At 39.3% G+C, this 18,437-nt stretch carries 13 protein-coding genes; 11 read left to right on the top strand and 2 right to left on the bottom strand.

The genetic code is table 11. The features are described from left to right. Nucleotide 1: 1 nt before the first annotated feature. Nucleotides 2-2,164: a ComEC/Rec2 family competence protein gene (locus tag Q3C15_RS03965; RefSeq protein ID WP_302704345.1), complete on the top strand. Its 2,163-nt coding sequence runs from the start codon at nucleotides 2-4 to the stop codon at nucleotides 2,162-2,164. A 5-nt stretch (nucleotides 2,165-2,169) separates the two neighbouring features. Next, nucleotides 2,170-3,204, top strand: a complete 1,035-nt coding sequence (gene holA / locus Q3C15_RS03970; RefSeq protein WP_278851667.1) for a DNA polymerase III subunit delta — start codon at nucleotides 2,170-2,172, stop codon at nucleotides 3,202-3,204. Nucleotides 3,205-3,235: 31 nt separating this feature from the next. Here holA and rpsT read toward each other — a convergent pair whose 3' ends face one another. Then, nucleotides 3,236-3,490: a 30S ribosomal protein S20 gene (rpsT, locus tag Q3C15_RS03975; protein WP_057906889.1), complete on the bottom strand. Its 255-nt coding sequence runs from the start codon at nucleotides 3,488-3,490 to the stop codon at nucleotides 3,236-3,238. Between the two features lie 269 nt (nucleotides 3,491-3,759). On the opposite strand from rpsT, the gene rpsO reads away from it, so the two are divergent. The 5 genes from rpsO (at nucleotide 3,760) to tig (ending at nucleotide 9,651) form a co-directional block, all read left to right on the top strand. Further along, entirely contained in the window at nucleotides 3,760-4,029 is a 270-nt protein-coding gene (gene rpsO, locus Q3C15_RS03980; RefSeq protein ID WP_057827758.1) for a 30S ribosomal protein S15, read from the top strand. A 142-nt stretch (nucleotides 4,030-4,171) separates the two neighbouring features. Then, on the top strand, nucleotides 4,172-5,881 hold the full coding sequence (locus Q3C15_RS03985; protein WP_283573238.1) for a ribonuclease J: 1,710 nt from the start codon (nucleotides 4,172-4,174) through the stop codon (nucleotides 5,879-5,881). Between the two features lie 48 nt (nucleotides 5,882-5,929). Then, nucleotides 5,930-6,820, top strand: a complete 891-nt coding sequence (locus Q3C15_RS03990) for a hypothetical protein (protein ID WP_302704292.1) — start codon at nucleotides 5,930-5,932, stop codon at nucleotides 6,818-6,820. Between the two features lie 177 nt (nucleotides 6,821-6,997). Next, the gene (gene tuf / locus Q3C15_RS03995) at nucleotides 6,998-8,185 is read left to right on the top strand and encodes an elongation factor Tu (protein ID WP_057827761.1); all 1,188 of its coding nucleotides are present in this window, start codon (nucleotides 6,998-7,000) and stop codon (nucleotides 8,183-8,185) included. Between the two features lie 155 nt (nucleotides 8,186-8,340). After that, nucleotides 8,341-9,651: a trigger factor gene (tig, locus tag Q3C15_RS04000; protein WP_278851653.1), complete on the top strand. Its 1,311-nt coding sequence runs from the start codon at nucleotides 8,341-8,343 to the stop codon at nucleotides 9,649-9,651. Between the two features lie 46 nt (nucleotides 9,652-9,697). Here the strand turns inward: tig and Q3C15_RS04005 are convergent, their stop codons facing one another. Continuing rightward, nucleotides 9,698-10,357, bottom strand: coding sequence for a TetR/AcrR family transcriptional regulator (locus tag Q3C15_RS04005; protein ID WP_204778686.1), 660 nt, complete (start codon nucleotides 10,355-10,357; stop codon nucleotides 9,698-9,700). 225 nt (nucleotides 10,358-10,582) lie between these two features. Between Q3C15_RS04005 and Q3C15_RS04010 the strand changes: the two genes are divergently transcribed. The 4 genes from Q3C15_RS04010 to Q3C15_RS04025 all read left to right on the top strand — a co-directional run bounded on the left by Q3C15_RS04010 (nucleotide 10,583) and on the right by Q3C15_RS04025 (nucleotide 18,433). Further along, the gene (locus Q3C15_RS04010) at nucleotides 10,583-14,815 is read left to right on the top strand and encodes an MMPL family transporter (protein ID WP_283579664.1); all 4,233 of its coding nucleotides are present in this window, start codon (nucleotides 10,583-10,585) and stop codon (nucleotides 14,813-14,815) included. 125 nt (nucleotides 14,816-14,940) lie between these two features. Further along, a complete protein-coding gene (gene clpX / locus Q3C15_RS04015; protein WP_204778688.1) occupies nucleotides 14,941-16,179 on the top strand; it encodes an ATP-dependent Clp protease ATP-binding subunit ClpX in 1,239 nt (412 codons plus the stop codon). Nucleotides 16,180-16,241: 62 nt separating this feature from the next. After that, complete coding sequence (gene gndA, locus Q3C15_RS04020) at nucleotides 16,242-17,666, top strand: NADP-dependent phosphogluconate dehydrogenase (RefSeq protein WP_057827765.1); 1,425 nt, start codon at nucleotides 16,242-16,244, stop codon at nucleotides 17,664-17,666. 80 nt (nucleotides 17,667-17,746) lie between these two features. Further along, nucleotides 17,747-18,433: a response regulator transcription factor gene (locus Q3C15_RS04025; protein ID WP_057827766.1), complete on the top strand. Its 687-nt coding sequence runs from the start codon at nucleotides 17,747-17,749 to the stop codon at nucleotides 18,431-18,433. The last annotated feature ends 4 nt before the right edge of the window (nucleotides 18,434-18,437 follow it).

The following is an 18,437-nucleotide window of genomic DNA, read 5'->3' on the forward strand; positions in this document are numbered from 1 at the left end:
GATTGTTTCCAAAAGTTGGCTGGCATGTTTGCTGTTGGTTCTTGTGGTTATTCGAATTGGGATAACGCGATGGCGGTCGTTGATTATTGGCGGGATAATTTTTGGAGGTCTGTGGAGCCTGTTGATGATTCCTACAATTCGCAACCTGACCCGGCATTTTGAAAATTATCGGGTTGAAAATCATGTTTATCAGACATATGCTGATCAGTTAAAGATTTCTGATGAGATGGTTTCGTTTGAGGCGATTGACCGGACTCAAAATAAACATGTTAAGGTAACTTATTTTTTTAAGAATGACCGGGAACGCGAAATGTTAAATCGCCAAAAAGGGTGTTTATTATTTAACGTTGATGCCGATGTGAAACCTCCAGATCAGCCGCCTAATGAAAATCAATTTGATTACCGGCGCTTTCTTCAAAGCCGGAATATTAATCAAATCGTTCAAATTGCTAAAATTAACCGGATTGATTCCAGTCATTCGAATCTCGGAAATGATTTTGGTCATCAGGTTCGAATGTGGATGCTTCAGAATCTTAATCGGTTACCATCCGCGTTAAAGGATTATGCGAAAGCGTTAATTTTAGGAGTTATTGATGATGATTTTCAGGTTACGATTGAGCAAATTCGAAAACTGGGATTACTTTATCTATTTTGCCTTTCGGGAATGCATGTCTTTTTTATTCGCAAGTATTTAATGATGATTGGAACATTTTTTAAAATTCCAATCGAAGGAATTGATTTGATTTTGCTAGTTGGATTTCCATTTTATTTGATCATTGGCGGTGGAAGTTTAAGCCTTTCACGCGCAATTTGGATGGCGTGGCTTGCAATTTTATCCCGGTTTATATTGAAAAGGGGACTAAGCGGAATTGAATGTTGGAGTATTGTGTTGATCGTGAGTTTATTCAGATTCCCCTTAATGTTCTTTTCACTTGGGGCGTTATTGAGTTATTTGATGACGTTTATCCTTTTACTTGCAAGTAGCAAGTCTGCATTTGAAATGAATTTCAAACTGAATAATTTTAGTATCCCGTTGATTTTAAACAACACGTATCAATGGAATATTTTAACTTCAGGACTCGCATTTGCCGTTGGGTGGATTTTTGAAAAAATGATTTTCCCAATTACACTTTTGGGAAGTCTGGTTCCGGGGATTAGGAACATTTGTAATCAGCTTTTATTACTGGTAAATCAAGGATTTGCTTTTTTAGCTGCAATTCCAGCGACAATTGCTTTTGGAAAGCTTCCAGGGGCGGTGGGAGTTTTAATTATTCTGATGATGTTTCTCATTGAAAATCACCATCATCGGTTTGCAAAATGGACAATTATTGGAATGCTTTATCTGGGAAGCTGGCTTTGGATCTCCTTTCCGCTTAAGTCGAAGGTTATTTATTTTGATATCGGTCAGGGGGATGCAACCTTGATTCAAAAGGCATTTCAGCATCGGGTGGTTTTGATTGATACTGGCGGTAAATTGAATTATGGAAAAAAACAACCATCGAACCGTCCAACTGCTGGCCAGCGAATCATTGCTAATTACCTTTTAAGCAAAGGATTAACAGTGGTCGACGGTCTGTATTTAACTCATCAGGATACGGATCATATTGGATATATGGCAAGTATTGGAAAGCAAATCAGGTATAATAAGATTTATGTTCCTGCTGGAATGGAAAAATTAGAATCTTTTCAGCAAAAATTGAACCGGTTAAATCAACCGTCAAAAAAGATCATTCCGGTGACTGACCAGGTTTCGAATAAAGATTTTAAAATTTTGCACCCGTTTGAAGAGGGAGAAGGAGCCAATCAGGATTCGATGGTTTTGTATCAGAAAATTGGAAATTATCGGTTTTTATTTACCGGCGATCTTGATCAAGCCGGCGAATTAAAGGTAATTGACCGCTATCCGGATTTAAGAGTTGATGTGTTAAAGGCGGGACATCATGGAAGTAAAACATCATCTAACCCGCAGTTTATTGATCAAATTGCGCCCAAGTTGGCAATTATTTCAGCAGGAAGAAATAATCGCTATCATCATCCCAACCAAGAAACTCTCCAAACGTTTAATGAACGGGCAATTCCCTTTTTAAATACTGCTAAAAGTGGAATGATTCAGGTTGAGGTCAGCGATTCAAAAATTAACGTAACTGAGGGGCTAAAGAGGTAAACGAAGTGAATGTAAATGAATTAATTTCAAATTTAAAGGAACGGAAAGTGAATCCAGTAAATGTAATTCTTGGCGAAGAACAATACCAGATTCAACGTATTCGGAAAGCATATCTTGACTTAATTCCAGATGAAGAACGGGAATTTAATGTTGGACAATATGATATGGAGACCGTTCCGTTAAGTACGGCATTAGATGATGCCATGTCCGTTCCATTTTTCGGTGAATATCGGCTTGTGATGATCACTAACCCGTATTTTTTAACGGGGGAAAATAAAAAAAGCAAGCTTGAGCATGATGTGAACGGGTTGATGAATTATATTCAAAATCCGCAACCAACAACAATCTTGGTAATCATTGCTCCTTATCCGAAACTTGATGAGCGTAAGAAAATTGTCAAACTTTTAAAGCAAAATGGGAACGTGGTTGATAACCACTTAATGACTGAAAAAGAAGTTCAAGCAGAATTAACTCACGTATTAAAGCAGAAAAAGGTCGAAATTGAACCGCAGGCGATGCAATTATTACTTGAAAAAACAGGTTCTAAAATTGAAATGGCAATCAATGAGTTACAAAAGTTGATGATTGCTGCCGGAAAAGAACGCTTGATTACTGCTGAGTACGTTGAGCAACTTGTTTCAGCTTCGTTAGAACAAAATGTATTTGACTTAATCGATCTGGTAATGCAGCATAACGGGGCAGCCGCTTTGAAAATGTATCATGAATTACTTGATCAACAAGAAGAACCGTTAAAAATCAATGCAATTCTTTTGGGAAACTTCCGGTTACTGCTTCAGGTCAAGGTCTTGCACAAACATGGATATGCTCAGGGAAACATTGCAGGAACGTTAAAAGTTCATCCGTATCGGGTAAAATTGGCTTTAAGAAAGATCAAGCGGTTTTCGCTTGGGGATTTAAGAAAAGCATACTTAGGATTACTTGAAAACGAGGAAAAAATGAAGTCGACATCTCAGGATCCGGAACTTTTATTTCAAATGTTTCTATTAAAATTTAATCAAAATAAAAAAGCTGGAAATTAATCCAGCTTTTTTATTTTATTAATTAATAAAATTATTTGTTTAAACGAGCTGCCATCCGTGACTTGTCACGAGCTGCTTTGTTAGCCTTAATTAAGCCCTTTGAAGCTGCCTTATCAACTGCAGAAACAGCTGCTTGATAAAGTTCTTCAATGTTATCTGCACCAGCAGTAACTGCTTTTTCAAATTTCTTAACAGCAGTCCGCATCTTGCTTAATTGTGAAGAATTCCGACTGTTAGCTTTTTCGCTTGTCTTTACGCGTTTGATCGCTGATTTGATGATTGGCATGATTTCACCTCCAAAATTATGAATTCCGTTACCGGTCATCACTAAACTTTAACATAGACAATTATACAAGAGCAATTCCGACAATGCAATAAAAAAATCAAAGTTTGTCAAGGTATTTCGCTTGACAGCAAAAGAAGCTTGATTTTATTTAATAACTCATATAGAATATTAAACGTGCTTGGTGCACAGACCTTTTACTGAGTGAGATTCGATTCACCGACGTTTTACTCGGTATTGGGCGACATTTAAATGAAAGGGTGGAAGTCATAATGGCTATTACACAAGAAAAGAAAAACGAAATCATGAAGAAGTATGCTCGTCACGAAGGTGACACAGGTTCAGCAGAAGTTCAAATTGCTGTTTTAACTGCTGACATCAATGAATTAAACGATCACGTTAAGGAACACAAGAAAGATTTTGCTGCACAACGTGGTTTGATGAAGAAAATTGGTCACCGTCGTAACTTACTTGCATACTTACGGAACACAGATATTCAACGTTACCGTGAATTAATCAAGAGTTTAGGTTTACGTCGTTAATCCGATTAAGAAAGTGCTTGGGTTTCCAAGCACTTTTTTTATAACTAAAATTTCTTGAATTAAATCAAATGATTAAACTGTGGTATACTTAATATTAATTGATTTGAACGGTTAGAATTTAAGAACTTTTAGGAGTGAAAATATGAGCGATATTAAGTTAGATATCCTCAGCGGTGTCCGTGAAAACGGGAAAAATATGTATGCCGTTGAGGTTGATGATCAGATTTTTATTTTAGATTGTGGATTAATGTACCCGGAAAATGAACTTTTGGGAATTGATATTGTAATCCCAAATTTGGAATATCTGGAAGAAAATGCTGACCGGATTGCCGGAATTTTCCTAACACATGGACATGCAGATGCAATTGGAGCACTTCCGTATTTTGTTGAAAATCATCCGGTTCCGGTTTTTGGTTCCGAATTGACGGTTGCATTGGCTAAAATTGCGTGCGAAAATGTTCCGCAAGCAAAGAAGTTCAATGATTTTCATATTGTTGATGATCAGACTGAAATCGATTTTGACAACGTAACGGTTTCGTTCTTTAAGACAACGCACTCGGTTCCGGAATCACTCGGGATTGTAATTGAAACTGATCAGGGCAACATTGTTTATACTGGGGACTTTAAGTTTGATCAAACGGCAACGGATGGTTATCAAACTGACTTTGGTCGGATTGCTGAAATTGGGCGTCAAGGTGTGCTTGCGGTTTTGAGTGACTCAACCAATGCTGAAAATCCAATCGAAATTGAAAACGAAAAAGACGTAATGGATTACATTATGGACACGTTTGAGTACCATAATGGCCGGATCATTGTTTCAGCCCACTCATCAAATTTGGCGCGAATCCAACAAGTATTGAATGCTGCACATCAAAATGATCGGAAAGTTGCAATGATTGGGCACGATGTTGAAAAAATTGTGCGAACTGCAATTAAGCTTGATAAGCTTCACTTGCCAGCCGATGATATTTTTGTTGATGTAAAGGAAATCAATAACTTAAAAGATGATCAAATTGTTATTTTGCAAACCGGACGTTCGGGGGAACCATTGAAGTCATTACAAAAGATGGCTCTTGGCCGTCACCGGTCAGTTAAATTACATCAAGGAGATTTGGTGTTGATCACTTCAACGCCGTCACCAGCCCGTGAAACGAATGTTGCCCGAACACGGGATATGATTTTCCGTTCAGGGGCAACGGTCAAGACGGTTGCAGATGATCTTAACTTATCAGGGCATGCTAGTCGAAATGACCTTCAATTGATGTTTAATCTTTTGAAGCCGAAATATGTTATTCCGGTTCAAGGTGAATATCGTCAATTAGATGCCACGAAGGAATGCGCCTTGGAAACCGGGATTGACAGTGATCACATTTTAATGGTCAATAAGGGCGACGTCCTTCAATATGCGCATGGAAAATTCCAACCAGCTCCAGCAATCGATGCAAGTAACACGTTAATTGATGGAATTGGGGTTGGGGATATCGGAAATATCGTTCTTCGTGACCGGAAATTGCTTGCTGAAGATGGAATCTTTATCGCAGTTGTAACGATCGATCGGAAAAAACGGAAAATTGTTGATACGCCAAAATTAACTTCACGGGGGTTCGTGTACGTAAAAACAAGTCGTGATTTAATGACCGAAGCACGGAAGATCGTTACGAAAGTTGTTCAAAGTAATCTTGATAATAAGGAATTTGATTGGACGCACCTTAAACAGGATATCCGTGATCAGTTGAATCATTTCTTGTATGAACAAACGAAACGTCATCCAGTGATTATGCCGGTAATAATGGAAATTAATCAAACATTTCCAAAGAAAAATTATAAGAAATCAAAATCTCATAAGGGATAAGATAAAAGGTCGCATCGCGGCCTTTTATTTGTAAGAGGAGAGGAGTCAATGAACGAAGAATTGATTGAAAAGGCCCAACAAGCTTATGATAACGGACATTATGACCAAGCGGTGGCATTGATGGAGGAAGCCTATTTAAAGAATAAAAACTTCCATAATAATTATTATTTATTTAAATTTTTAAAAAAAGATCAAAAATGGGTTCAAGCAGTTACGGTTGCGAATGAATGTCTCAATGAGTACATTCAAAATGATGATTATTTTTATCAGTATTTTGATTGTCGGCTTCATGCCGGGGATGTTTTAGGATGCTTTGAACTGTTAAACCAATTAGATCCGTATTTAAATTCAACCGAAAGGCAAATTTTAGCGCAAAAGGTTAAATTATATCCAAGCTATTTAAGTAAGGAGCAACAGGAACTAAAGCAGAATGTGTTAAGAAAATTAAAATATTTAGGTGGCTTTTCAATTCATGAACAACGCGAAATTTTAAACAATGTTAATCTTTTAAATCCCCAAGAATTATTTTTAAATTGCAGATCGGTATTTCTTGATCAAGACGTTCCGTGTGTTGTGCGAATGTCGTTATTAAACACATTACGTAAAGCTTCGAATAACCAAGTTAAGGTTTTGAATTTATTCAATGAAGTAATTCAGGTTGATTTATCAAAGCTTGCGCCAATTGAAGAATTGCCGGTATATGTGAAGATCAAGCAGCAGATTTTTGATTCAAAAAAGATTGCGGAGCCATTAAAGCTCAGAATGTTTAGCGAAGCAAAGATGAAACTTTTTGTCGTTTATCCGGAAATTGAGCAAATCGATCAGAATGACCTGATAGAAATTGCTTTGCTGCAAACGGAAAATCTCTCTCCAAAGGGGACGATTTTAAATCAGCAAATCAATCGTGAGATCGATAAAATTAACGATTTTAAAATTTAATTGTTTTTTTATTTACAAACTTCAAGGACACTTATATAATGAATCAAGGATTCTTCTTTTAGAACAAAATCATTTTATTACTTGGTTTTATTTAAAAGAAGTAGTATAATACAAACCAAGGATTATCAACAAACATTTTTGTGGATATCTTTGGAAAAACACAGGAGGTTCGTATTAATGGCAAAAGAACATTACGAAAGAACAAAGCCACACGTTAACATTGGTACAATCGGCCACGTTGACCACGGTAAAACAACTTTAACAGCAGCTATCACAAAAGTTTTAGCTGAAAAAGGTTTAGCACAAGCTGAAGACTACGCTTCAATCGATGCTGCTCCAGAAGAACGTGAACGTGGTATCACAATCAACACAGCTCACGTTGAATATGAAACAGAAAAGCGTCACTATGCTCACATCGACGCCCCAGGACACGCTGACTATGTTAAGAACATGATCACAGGTGCTGCTCAAATGGATGGTGCTATCTTAGTTGTAGCTGCAACAGATGGTCCTATGCCACAAACACGTGAACACATCTTGCTTGCTCGCCAGGTTGGTGTTAAGTACATCGTTGTCTTCTTAAACAAGACAGACTTAGTTGACGATGACGAATTGTTAGACTTAGTTGAAATGGAAGTTCGTGACTTATTAAGTGAATACGACTTCCCTGGCGATGACATTCCTGTTATCCGTGGTTCAGCTTTGAAGGCTCTTGAAGGCGACAAAGAACAAGAAGCTAACATCATGAAGTTGATGGATACAATCGATGAATACATCCCAACACCAGAACGTCCAACAGATAAGCCATTCTTAATGCCTGTTGAAGACGTATTTACAATCACTGGTCGTGGTACTGTTGCTTCAGGTCGTATCGACCGTGGTACAGTTAAGGTCGGCGACGAAGTTGAAATTGTTGGCTTGAAGGACGAAGTTCTTAAGACAACAATCACAGGTGTTGAAATGTTCCGGAAGACCCTTGACTTAGGTGAAGCCGGCGATAACATCGGTGCATTACTTCGTGGTATCAACCGTGACCAAGTAGAACGTGGTCAAGTTTTAGCTAAGCCAGGCTCAATCCAAACTCACAAGAAGTTCAAGGGTGAAGTTTATGTCTTAACTAAAGAAGAAGGTGGACGTCACACACCATTCTTCTCAAACTATCGTCCACAATTCTACTTCCACACAACAGACGTTACAGGTGTTATTGAATTACCAGAAGGCGTAGAAATGGTAATGCCTGGCGATAACGTTACATTTACAGTAGAATTAATCGCACCAGTTGCTATTGAAAAAGGTCTTAAGTTCACAGTTCGTGAAGGTGGCCGTACAGTTGGTGCCGGTGTCGTATCAGACATCCTTGACTAATTTGAAACCAATTAAAAGTCTGGGTTTATCCCGGGCTTTTTTTGTTATCTCAACAATTTTTGAGATTTCGTTTACATTTTGCGATTTCTAAGGTAAAATTAGTTAATATACAGATACTGTTTATCGTATAAAATTTAGAGTACGGAGGGAATAAAATGTCTGTTAAATGGGAAAAAAAAGAAGGTACAAATGACGGAAAGTTAACCTTCGAAATCCAACCAGATAAAATTAAGGAAGGCTTGGACATCGCATTCAACAAAGTGAAGAAATCACTTAACGTGCCTGGTTTCCGTAAGGGCCGTGTACCACGTCAAATCTTCAATAAGATGTACGGCGAAGAAGCATTATACCAAGATGCTTTGGATGCTCTTTTACCAGAAGCATATGCAAATGCGGTATCAGAATCAAAGATCAAGCCTGTTTCACAACCTGAAATCAACGTTGAATCAATGGAAAAGGATTCAGCTTGGGTTCTTTCAGCTAAAGTAACGGTTGAACCTGAAGTTGAATTAGGTGAATACAAAGGCCTTGAAGTTATGAAGCACTCAACTGATGTTTCAGACAAAGAAGTTGCTGATGAATTAGAACGTCGTCGTCAACAACAAGCAGAACTTGTATTAAAGGAAGACGAACCAGCTGCAGAAGGCGATACAGTTGTAATCGACTTTGAAGGTAAAGTTGACGGTAAGCCATTTGATGGTGGCAAGGCTGAAAACTACTCCCTTGAATTAGGTTCAAAGACATTCATTCCAGGCTTTGAAGATCAATTAGTTGGTCACAAGGCTGGCGATGAAGTTGAAGTTAAGGTTACATTCCCAGATGACTACCAAGCAAAGGACTTGCAAGGTAAAGATGCTGTCTTTGAAGTTAAGATTCATGAAGTTAAGCAAAAAGAACTTCCAGAATTAGATGATGACTTTGCTAAGGATATCGATGATGATGTTGATACATTAGAAGAATTAAAGGCAAAGGTTAAAGACGAAATCAAGGAACAAAAGGAAGCAGCTGCTAAGAATGCTGTTCAAGAAGAAGCAATTTCAAAGGCAGTTGAAAATGCTAAGATTGGTGACATTCCAGAAGCGATGATCGAAGACGATGTTCAACGTCAAATGGATCAATACTTCAGTGGAATGCAACAACAAGGAATTAACCCAGACATGTACTTCAAGTTAACTGGGACTTCAGAAGAAGACTTACGGAAGCAATTCCGTGAAGGTTCAGAAGAACGGGTTAAGACAAACCTTGTCCTTGAAGCAATTGTTGAAAAGGAAAACATTGAAGTTTCAGAAGACGAAATCAATGATGAAATCAAAGATTTAGCAACTCAATATGGAATGGATGAAAAGGCTGTTCGTTCTGCCTTATCAGATGACATGTTGAAGCATGATATTTCAATCCGGAAAGTCGTTCAAGAAATGACAGATTCAGCAAAGCAAGACTTGCCTGAAAAGAAAGAAGAAAAATAATTTTCTTTGATCAAAAAAACAGCTCTCGAAAGAGGGCTGTTTTTCTTTACTCATTTTCACGATCAGCGCTCGCAAGCTGATCTTCAAATGGAATTGAATTATCAAATCCTAAAAGTTCATGCGGACTTAAATAGCGGGTTTTAATAATAATTTCGGAAATTTTTTGCGGCGGCTCGGGGTTGGCCTTAGTCAGCCATAATTTAATTACGCTGATTAATTCTGAAATCACCACTTCATGGGCGTAATCTTCCGGAATATAGTTTTTAACGTTGATATTCCCTTTAATAAGTTCGATATCTGAATTTAAAATATTCCGTAAAAGTTCTTTAATTTTCTCTTCGAAATACGGATCCCCGTTTGGCCCAATTAAAGCTTTCGCTAATTCAAGCTCATCATAGATATATTCAATAATCTTGTTGATCTTTGAATAAAGTTGAAGCTGCATTTCCTCAATGCTTTGTTCACAAATTTGATTGGTATTCTCAACTTTTAACATTTTATTTACGTGTTCAAAAAATTGTTTTTCATAATGATCGACCAAATGGGGTTTATCAATAAAGTGTTTATAAAATGTACTGCGGTTAATATTGGCAGCCTCAGTAATATCTTTGACCGTGATATGACTCAATCCCTTTTCGTTTACAAGGTAGATGAATGCGGCTTTGATTTTTCGTTCAGTCGTCGCAATTTTCTGATGCACACTCATAAAAATTCTCCTTTTATACTTCTGCTATTCATTATGAATGCTTTAGCTAAAAAATACAATACTTAATCAACAAGGTGTTGCTTTTAATTTGCTAATTTTGACATAAAAAATGGTTAAAAGCAACACCTTGTCGGATTTTGATGATTGATATTCCCGATAAATTAATATATATTTGTATGGTAAAAACAACACTGTGTCTATTTAAAAGAGAAAAGAGGAAATTTAATGGAACAAAAGGACGGCTCAAAGAAACGATACATTGTGCAAGCAATTATTTGGGTTGTTTTGTTAATTGCTTCTTTGATTACGTTACCAAATATCAATCAATTAGTACGTGAAAAAGGACAAATCAAGCTGCCAAGCGACTTGACCAGTCAGGTGGCTGATAATATTCAAAATCACTGGGGAAGACATGAGGATAACACGCGGCAAGTCGTTGTTGTCTTCAACAATGGCGATCGGAAATTATCTGCCAACCAGCAGGATAATATCGATGCCACGATTAATTCCTTTAAACATCAGGAGAAGAAGTATCATATTAAATCAATGACTGCGCCGAACGAAAATAAATATACACGTGCACAGTTGATTTCCAAGGATAAAACAACTGAAATTCTTCAATTGAATGTTGATAAGAATATTACGGTTGCGAAAACCCGTGAATTGATCACGAAAGGTGCGAAAACTCCGGGGGTAAAAACTTATGTTACCGGAAGTGACATCTTAAATGATGATTTCATTAGTGAAACGCAAGAAGGAATTAAGAAGACCGAAACGATTACGATCGTCTTTATCTTTATCGTCTTGGCCTTGATTTTCCGCTCACCGTTAACCCCGATTTTCTCATTATTATCAGTTGGAATTTCGATGTTGATCTCGCTAAGTGTTGTTATGAACTTAGCAAAACATTTTAATTTTCCATTATCAAACTTTACTCAAGTTTTCATGGTTGTTGTTTTATTCGGGATTGGGACTGACTACAACATCTTAATGTTTGATCAGTTTAAAGAAGAACTAAGTAAAGGATTATCGCCACTGCAAGCCACGCGTCGGTCACTCCGGATTGCCGGAAAGACGATCCTGTTTAGTGGATCTTCCGTTTTAATTGGATTTTCAACGTTAGGTTTGGCGAAATTTAGTATTTACCGTTCGGCAGTCGGAGTTGCCGTTTCAGTTGCGATCTTATTGTTGGCCTTGCTGACCCTTAACCCATTCTTTATGGCAATGCTTGGAAAGCGCATTTTCTGGCCAAGCAAGAAGTTTGATGGTTCATCAACGAATAAGATGTGGCATAACATTTCAAAAACGATGGTCAAGATGCCATTTATTGGATTGATCGTCACTGCGTTATGTGCCTTGCCATTCTTCTTGTCAAAGGGAAGTCCGTTAAATTATGATACGTTGGTTGAATTGAATGATTCTGTCCCAGCTAAACAAGGGTTTAAGGTTGTTCAAAAGCACTTCTCAAAGGGTACGGCAGAACCAACGACCCTTTACATTAAGACGGATCATCCGGTTGATAACGAAAAAGATCTCAAGGAAATCGATGAACTTGCACGGCAAATTCAAGCTGTGAAGGGCGTTAAAACCGTCGCAACGGTTACTGAACCGGGCGGATCAAAATTAAAAGAATTATATGTAAATGATCAATTGAAGACCGTTACAAACGGAACAAAGGATGCCCGGAAAGGCTTAAGCCAAATTAGTAACGGATTGGATGGGGCTAATTCGCAATTGAAAGAAGCCAACATTCAAGCCGGGGTTGATGGTGCTAAGAAGTTGTACAATGGAAGTCAACAGCTTCAAGCCGGGGCAAACACATTGGCAAATGGCGCATCAACATTAGGCAATGGGATGATCACCTATGCAAATGGGGTTTACACCTTAAATAATGGAATGAGCCAGCTTGCCGCTGCAACAAGCGGATTGGGTTCAGGCGTGGATGCTTTGTATAACGGTGCCAATGCGTTGAATAGCGGGCTTGCAACGTTGAACAGTAAGACGGGCGCTTTAAGTTCAGGTGTTAATGCATTATTTAACGGTGCAAGTGCTTTAAATGGTGGCTTATCAACGTTAAACGGTAAGACGGGCGCTTTAAGTTCAGGTGTTAATGTATTATTTAACGGTGCCAATGCCTTAAATGGCGGGTTGTCAACGCTGAATAGTAAGACGGGCGCTTTAAGCACAGGCGTTAACAAGTTAACTGATGGAAGCAATCAACTTGTAAATGGTTCAAACGAACTTGCAAATAAATTGAATGCGGCCAAAAACAATCAACAATTGGCTCAATTAGGACCAAAAGTTAAGGAACTTCAAGCCGGTGCAAATCAAGTTGCCGATGGCTTGAAACAGGTTCAAAGTCAGTTGAATTCTTCTCAAATGCAACAACTTAAAGGCCAATTGGGCAACTTAACGAATGCATTGAATCAGTTGCAAAATGCTGCAACACCAGATATCAGCGGAATTCAAAAGACAGCCCAAGCACTTTCATCAAATAGCGATAAGGCGAAAACGGATGCTGGCAACTTGCAAAATGCTTTGAACCAATTGAAACAGGCTGCAGGCTCAGCTTCATCAGGAAGTGCTGGCTTATCAAGTCAAGATATTAATAATATTGTTAACTCGGTTCAAGGATTAAATGATTCACAAAAGCAACAGCTTCAAGGAGCATTGCAGAGTGCGTCAAATCAAATTGCGCAAAAGCAACAGCAAATGATGAGCGGTTTGAGCGACAGCATTAACAGTGCAACCAATAGTGCGCAAGCATTGCAAAATGATATGCAATCTGTTTCATCAAATGGTTCTGATTTATCAAACCAATTGAATCAATTGCAATCAACTGCTGAACAATTAAGTAAATTAAAGACAATGGCTTCTCAATCCCAAACTCAAGAAGCAGTCAATAACTTGAACAACGCCGTTAACCAATTACAAGGAGCAATCAACAAATTAGTTCCAGGGTCAAGTCAAGTTGCTGATGGAGTTGGTCAATTAAGTCAAGCAACCGGTCAGATTCAAGACATGGTTAACCAGGCAGCAGCCGGGGCAACCCAAATCAGTAACGGTGCAAATGCCTTGAATGGCGGCTTGAATCAATTAGGTTCACAAGTTCCAGCATTGACTGGCGGAATTGCCCAACTTGCAAATGGTTCAAATCAATTAGCAGGCGGTATTGGATCAATGAAAGGTCAATTACCAGCATTGACTGGTGGAATTGCTCAACTTGCAAATGGTTCAAATCAATTAGCAGGCGGCATTGGATCAATGAGGGGTCAATTACCGGCATTGACTGGCGGTGTTGCTCAACTTGCAAATGGCTCAAGCCAATTAGCAGGCGGCATCGGTTCAATGAGAAGTCAAATGCCAACAATGCTTGGTGCGATTTCTGCATTGTCAGCCGGAACTGGTCAATTGGCAGCCAATGCTCCAGCATTAGTTTCAGGCGCTGGTCAAGTTTCATCTGGAGCAGCATTGCTTGCTCAAAACCAAGGAACGTTAACAAACGGCCTTGGGCAAATGTACAGTCAAATCAGCGGAATGGCTGGGCAAGTCAACGAACTGGAAATTGGATTGACAACGGCAAGCAACGGAGCCAAGAAGATCAATCAAGGACTTGGAACCGCTAATAACTACCTTACAGGCCTTAAGAACTCAGCAGCTGCGGATACGTACTACGTTCCAAAGGATGTTTTGAAGAGTAAAGAATATCAGAAGGCCGAAGATAGTTATCTTTCACAAAACAAACACGCGGTTAAATTTACGATCGTCTTAAATGAAAACCCAAGCTCGTTAAGTGCGATGAAGACAGTTGAAAATATTCAAAGCCTTGTGAATAAGTCAATTAAGGGAACATCCCTTTCAGGGGCAAAGGTTGCTTTAGGCGGTCAAACGGCATACATCAATGATACGCGGAATGTTGCTTCGAAGGACTTCATTCGGACGGCAATCATCATGTTGACCGGAATCTTGTTGGCATTAATGCTGATCACGCGGTCAATCTTACAACCGTTCTACATTCTTGGAACGCTGTTACTGGCATACATCATGTCATTGGATATTACGCATTTGATCAGTAAGGCATTCTTAGGCCAAAGCATGTTGACGTGGAATACACCATTCTTTAGCTTCATCATGCTGATTGCTCTGGGAGTTGACTACAGCATCTTCTTGATGATGAAGTATCAGGAATATGATGGCTTCCTGGCAACGCCGGGAGCGCGGATCGTGAAGGCCGCAACCGAAATCGGAGCTGTCGTTGTTTCAGCTGCTTTGATTTTGAGCGGAACCTTCGCTGCTTTGATGCCATCTGGAGTCTTGACGTTGATTCAAGTTGCGTTAGTTGTAATTATCGGATTAACGATTCTGGTATTTGCAATTCCAACGATCATATCAAGTCTTTTGAGCCTGACATATCCGATTAAGGATAAGATGGATAAGACGACGAAAAAGAAACACTAATCAAAAATAAAAAATTGCAGGTTTCGCCTGCAATTTTTTTATTGGCGTGAAAGTGTTTAGTTAGAATAAATAATTAAAATTTGGTAAGATAGAGTTAATGATTTTTTGATGATAGGGTGAGAACGATGCACGATAATAAGGAAACACAGGAAGAAATCCGCTGCTCATTTTGCGGAAAATCGGAATCACAGGTTAATAATATGATTTCGGGACCTGGAGTTTATATCTGCGATGAATGCGTTGAAGTTGCAGATTCAATTATCAAACAGGAACAACGCGCACAATTAGCAAATGACTTTTCACGAATTCCAACACCGCAAGAGATCGTGAAGACTTTGGACCAATATGTGATCGGTCAAAAACAAGCTAAGAAGGTTTTGGCAGTTGCGGTCTACAACCACTACAAGCGAATTTCATCATCGCTTAACAGTGATGACGATACCGAATTACAGAAAAGTAATATTTGCTTAGTCGGTCCGACTGGTTCAGGGAAGACCTACCTTGCCCAAAATTTGGCGCGGGTTTTAAATGTTCCGTTTGCGATTGCTGATGCAACCACGTTAACGGAAGCCGGTTATGTTGGGGAAGACGTTGAAAACATTCTGTTGAAGTTGATTCAAAATGCAGATTACGATATTGAACGCGCCCAACGCGGAATTATCTATATTGATGAAATTGATAAAATCGCGAAAAAAGCCGAAAACGTTTCGATCACCCGAGATGTTTCTGGTGAAGGGGTTCAACAAGCATTGCTGAAGATCCTTGAAGGAACGGTTGCAAGTGTTCCGCCACAGGGAGGACGGAAACACCCGCAACAAGAATTGATTCAAATTGATACAACCAATATTTTATTTATTGTTGGCGGAGCTTTTGATGGAATTGAAAACATCGTTAAAAACCGTCTCGGTGATAAGACGATCGGTTTTGGAACCAATTCAAATTCGTCATTTGATGAAAACAAGAGTTTGATGCAGCAGATCATTCCAGAAGACTTGATGAAGTTCGGATTGATTCCGGAATTTATCGGCCGGCTTCCAATTTTGACTTCCCTTGAGAAACTCAATGAACATGATTTGGTTCGGATCTTAACGGAACCGAAGAATGCGTTGGTCAAACAGTATAAGAAGCTAATGGCATTGGACGATGTTGAGCTTGAATTTACCGATGAAGCCTTAAGCGAAATGGCTCAGTTAGCTATTCGGCGGAATACCGGTGCGCGGGGGTTACGTTCAATCGTTGAACATACGATGATGGATGTGATGTATGAAACTCCAAGTAATGATCAAATCAAGAAGGTCATTATTACGGGAGATGCCGTTAAGGGTACCGGGAAACCGGAAGTTATCATGGCAAATGAAAAATAGACTTTCAGGACCATTCTTTTTTTGCTAGAATAGTTTTGAGATTAGTAGTGGGAGGCTTTAAAATGGAAAAAGCACAGATCGGTGTTATTGGAATGGCTGTCATGGGGAAGAACCTTGCATTGAACATTGAACGGCAAGGTTATCGCGTTGCGGTATACGATTGGGATTCAACGTATACTAAGCAAGCAATGAAGGATCATGGCGACAAGAATTTTGTTGCAAGTTACGAAATGAAGGATTTCGTTGAATCAATTGAGAAACCGCGGCGGATCTTAATGATGGTTAAGGCCGGCGCTCCAACCGATTCAACCATTCAAAACGTTTTACCTTACCTTGATAAGGGTGATGTTTTGATCGATGGCGGGAATACCTTCTTTAAGGATACAATGCGGCGGAATAAGGAGCTTGAAAATTCCGGAATTAATTTCATCGGAATGGGAACTTCAGGCGGACAAAAGGGTGCATTGAACGGTCCTTCATTGATGCCCGGCGGTCAAAAAGAAGCTTACGATCTGGTTGCTCCAATTTTAAAGCAAATTGCGGCCAAGGCACCTGAAGATGGCGAACCATGTGTTGCTTACATTGGGCCAAATGGTGCCGGACACTATGTTAAGATGGTTCACAATGGAATTGAATACGGCGATATGGAATTGATCGCTGAAAGTTATGATTTGATGAAGCGTGTCCTTCATATGTCAAATGCTGAAATTGCAGCAACGTTTGACGAATGGCGGCATACTGAATTAAACAGTTACTTGATTGATATTACAGCTGAAATTTTGACGCGGAAAGACGATCTTGGAACTGGAAAAGACATCATTGATGTGATCCTTGACCGGGCCGGAAATAAGGGAACTGGAAAATGGAGTTCACAAAGTGCACTCGATCTTGGAATGCCGCAAACATTGATCACTGAAGCGGTGTATGCTCGCTACATTTCAGCTATGAAGAAGGAACGGGTTCAAGCAAGTAAGGTTTTGCCGCAACCTGAAAATCAAGTTCCAGAAGTAGACAAGCAAGCAACGATTGAAAAAATTCGGAAGGCCCTTTACTTCAGTAAGATCATGAGTTACGCTCAAGGATTTGAACAGATTAAGGTGGCTTCGGACAATTATCAATGGAACATTCACCTTGGAGAACTTGCAAAGATTTGGCGTGCAGGATGCATTATTCGGGCTCAATTCTTACAAAAGATTACCGATGCATACGATCGTGATCCAGAATTGGATAACCTTTTGCTTGATGATTACTTTAAAGAAGTTGTTACTAAATATCAAAGTGATGTTCGCGATGTTGTTGCGTTAGCTGTTCGGGCTGGGATTCCATGCCCATGCTTTACATCGGCAGTGACATACTATGATCAATACCGGTCAGCTGATCTTCCAGCAAATATGATTCAGGCCCAACGTGATTACTTTGGGGCTCACACATTTGAACGGACTGACCGTGAAGGCAACTTCCACTATGAATGGTATCCTGAAGAGTAATTAGCAAATAAAAATCAAGAAAACGCCACGAGATAGTTTTCGTGACGTTTTTGATTATTTAACATTGGAGTGAGAAATTAATGAGCAGAATATTGATTGTTGAAGATGAAGAAAATTTAGCACGATTTGTTGAATTAGAGTTAAAACATGAAGGATATGAAACTCAGGTCAGTTATGATGGCCGGGAAGCCCTTGAATTGGCCTTGAATGAAGACTGGAATGCCATTCTTTTGGATTTAATGCTTCCAGGATTGAACGGACTTGAAGTTTGTCGCCGGATTCGCCAGGTGAAAACGACCCCGATTATTATGATGACGGCTCGCGATTCAGTTATCGACCGGGTTTCAGGATTGGATCACGGGGCTGACGACTACATCGTCAAACCGTTTGCTATTGAGGAATTATTGGCGCGTTTACGGGCCGTTCTTCGGCGGGTTGATTTAGAAGATGAAGGGCGCGCCGGCAAGGCAACGACGGTCACATATAAAGATTTGACGATTGAAAAGGAAAATCGGATCGTCCGGCGCGGTGATGAAGTCATTGAATTAACGAAACGGGAATATGAATTGCTGTTAACGTTAATGGAAAATGTCAACGTGGTTCTTGCACGGGAAGACCTTTTGAAAAAGGTTTGGGGCTATGAAAGTAAAATTGAAACTAACGTGGTCGATGTTTATATTCGGTACTTGCGGAACAAGATCGACCGTCCCGGTGAAGACAGTTATATTCAAACGGTTCGCGGAACTGGATATGTAATGCGGTCGTAAACCA

Origin of the sequence: Ligilactobacillus sp. 110_WCHN (genome assembly GCF_030518115.1) — a bacterium.
GTDB classification, from domain to species: domain Bacteria; phylum Bacillota; class Bacilli; order Lactobacillales; family Lactobacillaceae; genus Ligilactobacillus; species Ligilactobacillus aviarius_C.

What these genes read in the sequence shown, in the direction of transcription:
- rpsT (WP_057906889.1), bottom strand. Translation starts at nt 3,490, where the DNA reads ATGCCAATCATCAAATCAGCGATCAAACGCGTAAAGACAAGCGAAAAA.
- rpsO (WP_057827758.1), top strand. Translation starts at nt 3,760, where the DNA reads ATGGCTATTACACAAGAAAAGAAAAACGAAATCATGAAGAAGTATGCT.
- Q3C15_RS03985 (WP_283573238.1), top strand. Translation starts at nt 4,172, where the DNA reads ATGAGCGATATTAAGTTAGATATCCTCAGCGGTGTCCGTGAAAACGGG.
- Q3C15_RS03990 (WP_302704292.1), top strand. Translation starts at nt 5,930, where the DNA reads ATGAACGAAGAATTGATTGAAAAGGCCCAACAAGCTTATGATAACGGA.
- tuf (WP_057827761.1), top strand. Translation starts at nt 6,998, where the DNA reads ATGGCAAAAGAACATTACGAAAGAACAAAGCCACACGTTAACATTGGT.
- tig (WP_278851653.1), top strand. Translation starts at nt 8,341, where the DNA reads ATGTCTGTTAAATGGGAAAAAAAAGAAGGTACAAATGACGGAAAGTTA.
- Q3C15_RS04005 (WP_204778686.1), bottom strand. Translation starts at nt 10,357, where the DNA reads ATGAGTGTGCATCAGAAAATTGCGACGACTGAACGAAAAATCAAAGCC.
- Q3C15_RS04010 (WP_283579664.1), top strand. Translation starts at nt 10,583, where the DNA reads ATGGAACAAAAGGACGGCTCAAAGAAACGATACATTGTGCAAGCAATT.
- clpX (WP_204778688.1), top strand. Translation starts at nt 14,941, where the DNA reads ATGCACGATAATAAGGAAACACAGGAAGAAATCCGCTGCTCATTTTGC.
- gndA (WP_057827765.1), top strand. Translation starts at nt 16,242, where the DNA reads ATGGAAAAAGCACAGATCGGTGTTATTGGAATGGCTGTCATGGGGAAG.
- Q3C15_RS04025 (WP_057827766.1), top strand. Translation starts at nt 17,747, where the DNA reads ATGAGCAGAATATTGATTGTTGAAGATGAAGAAAATTTAGCACGATTT.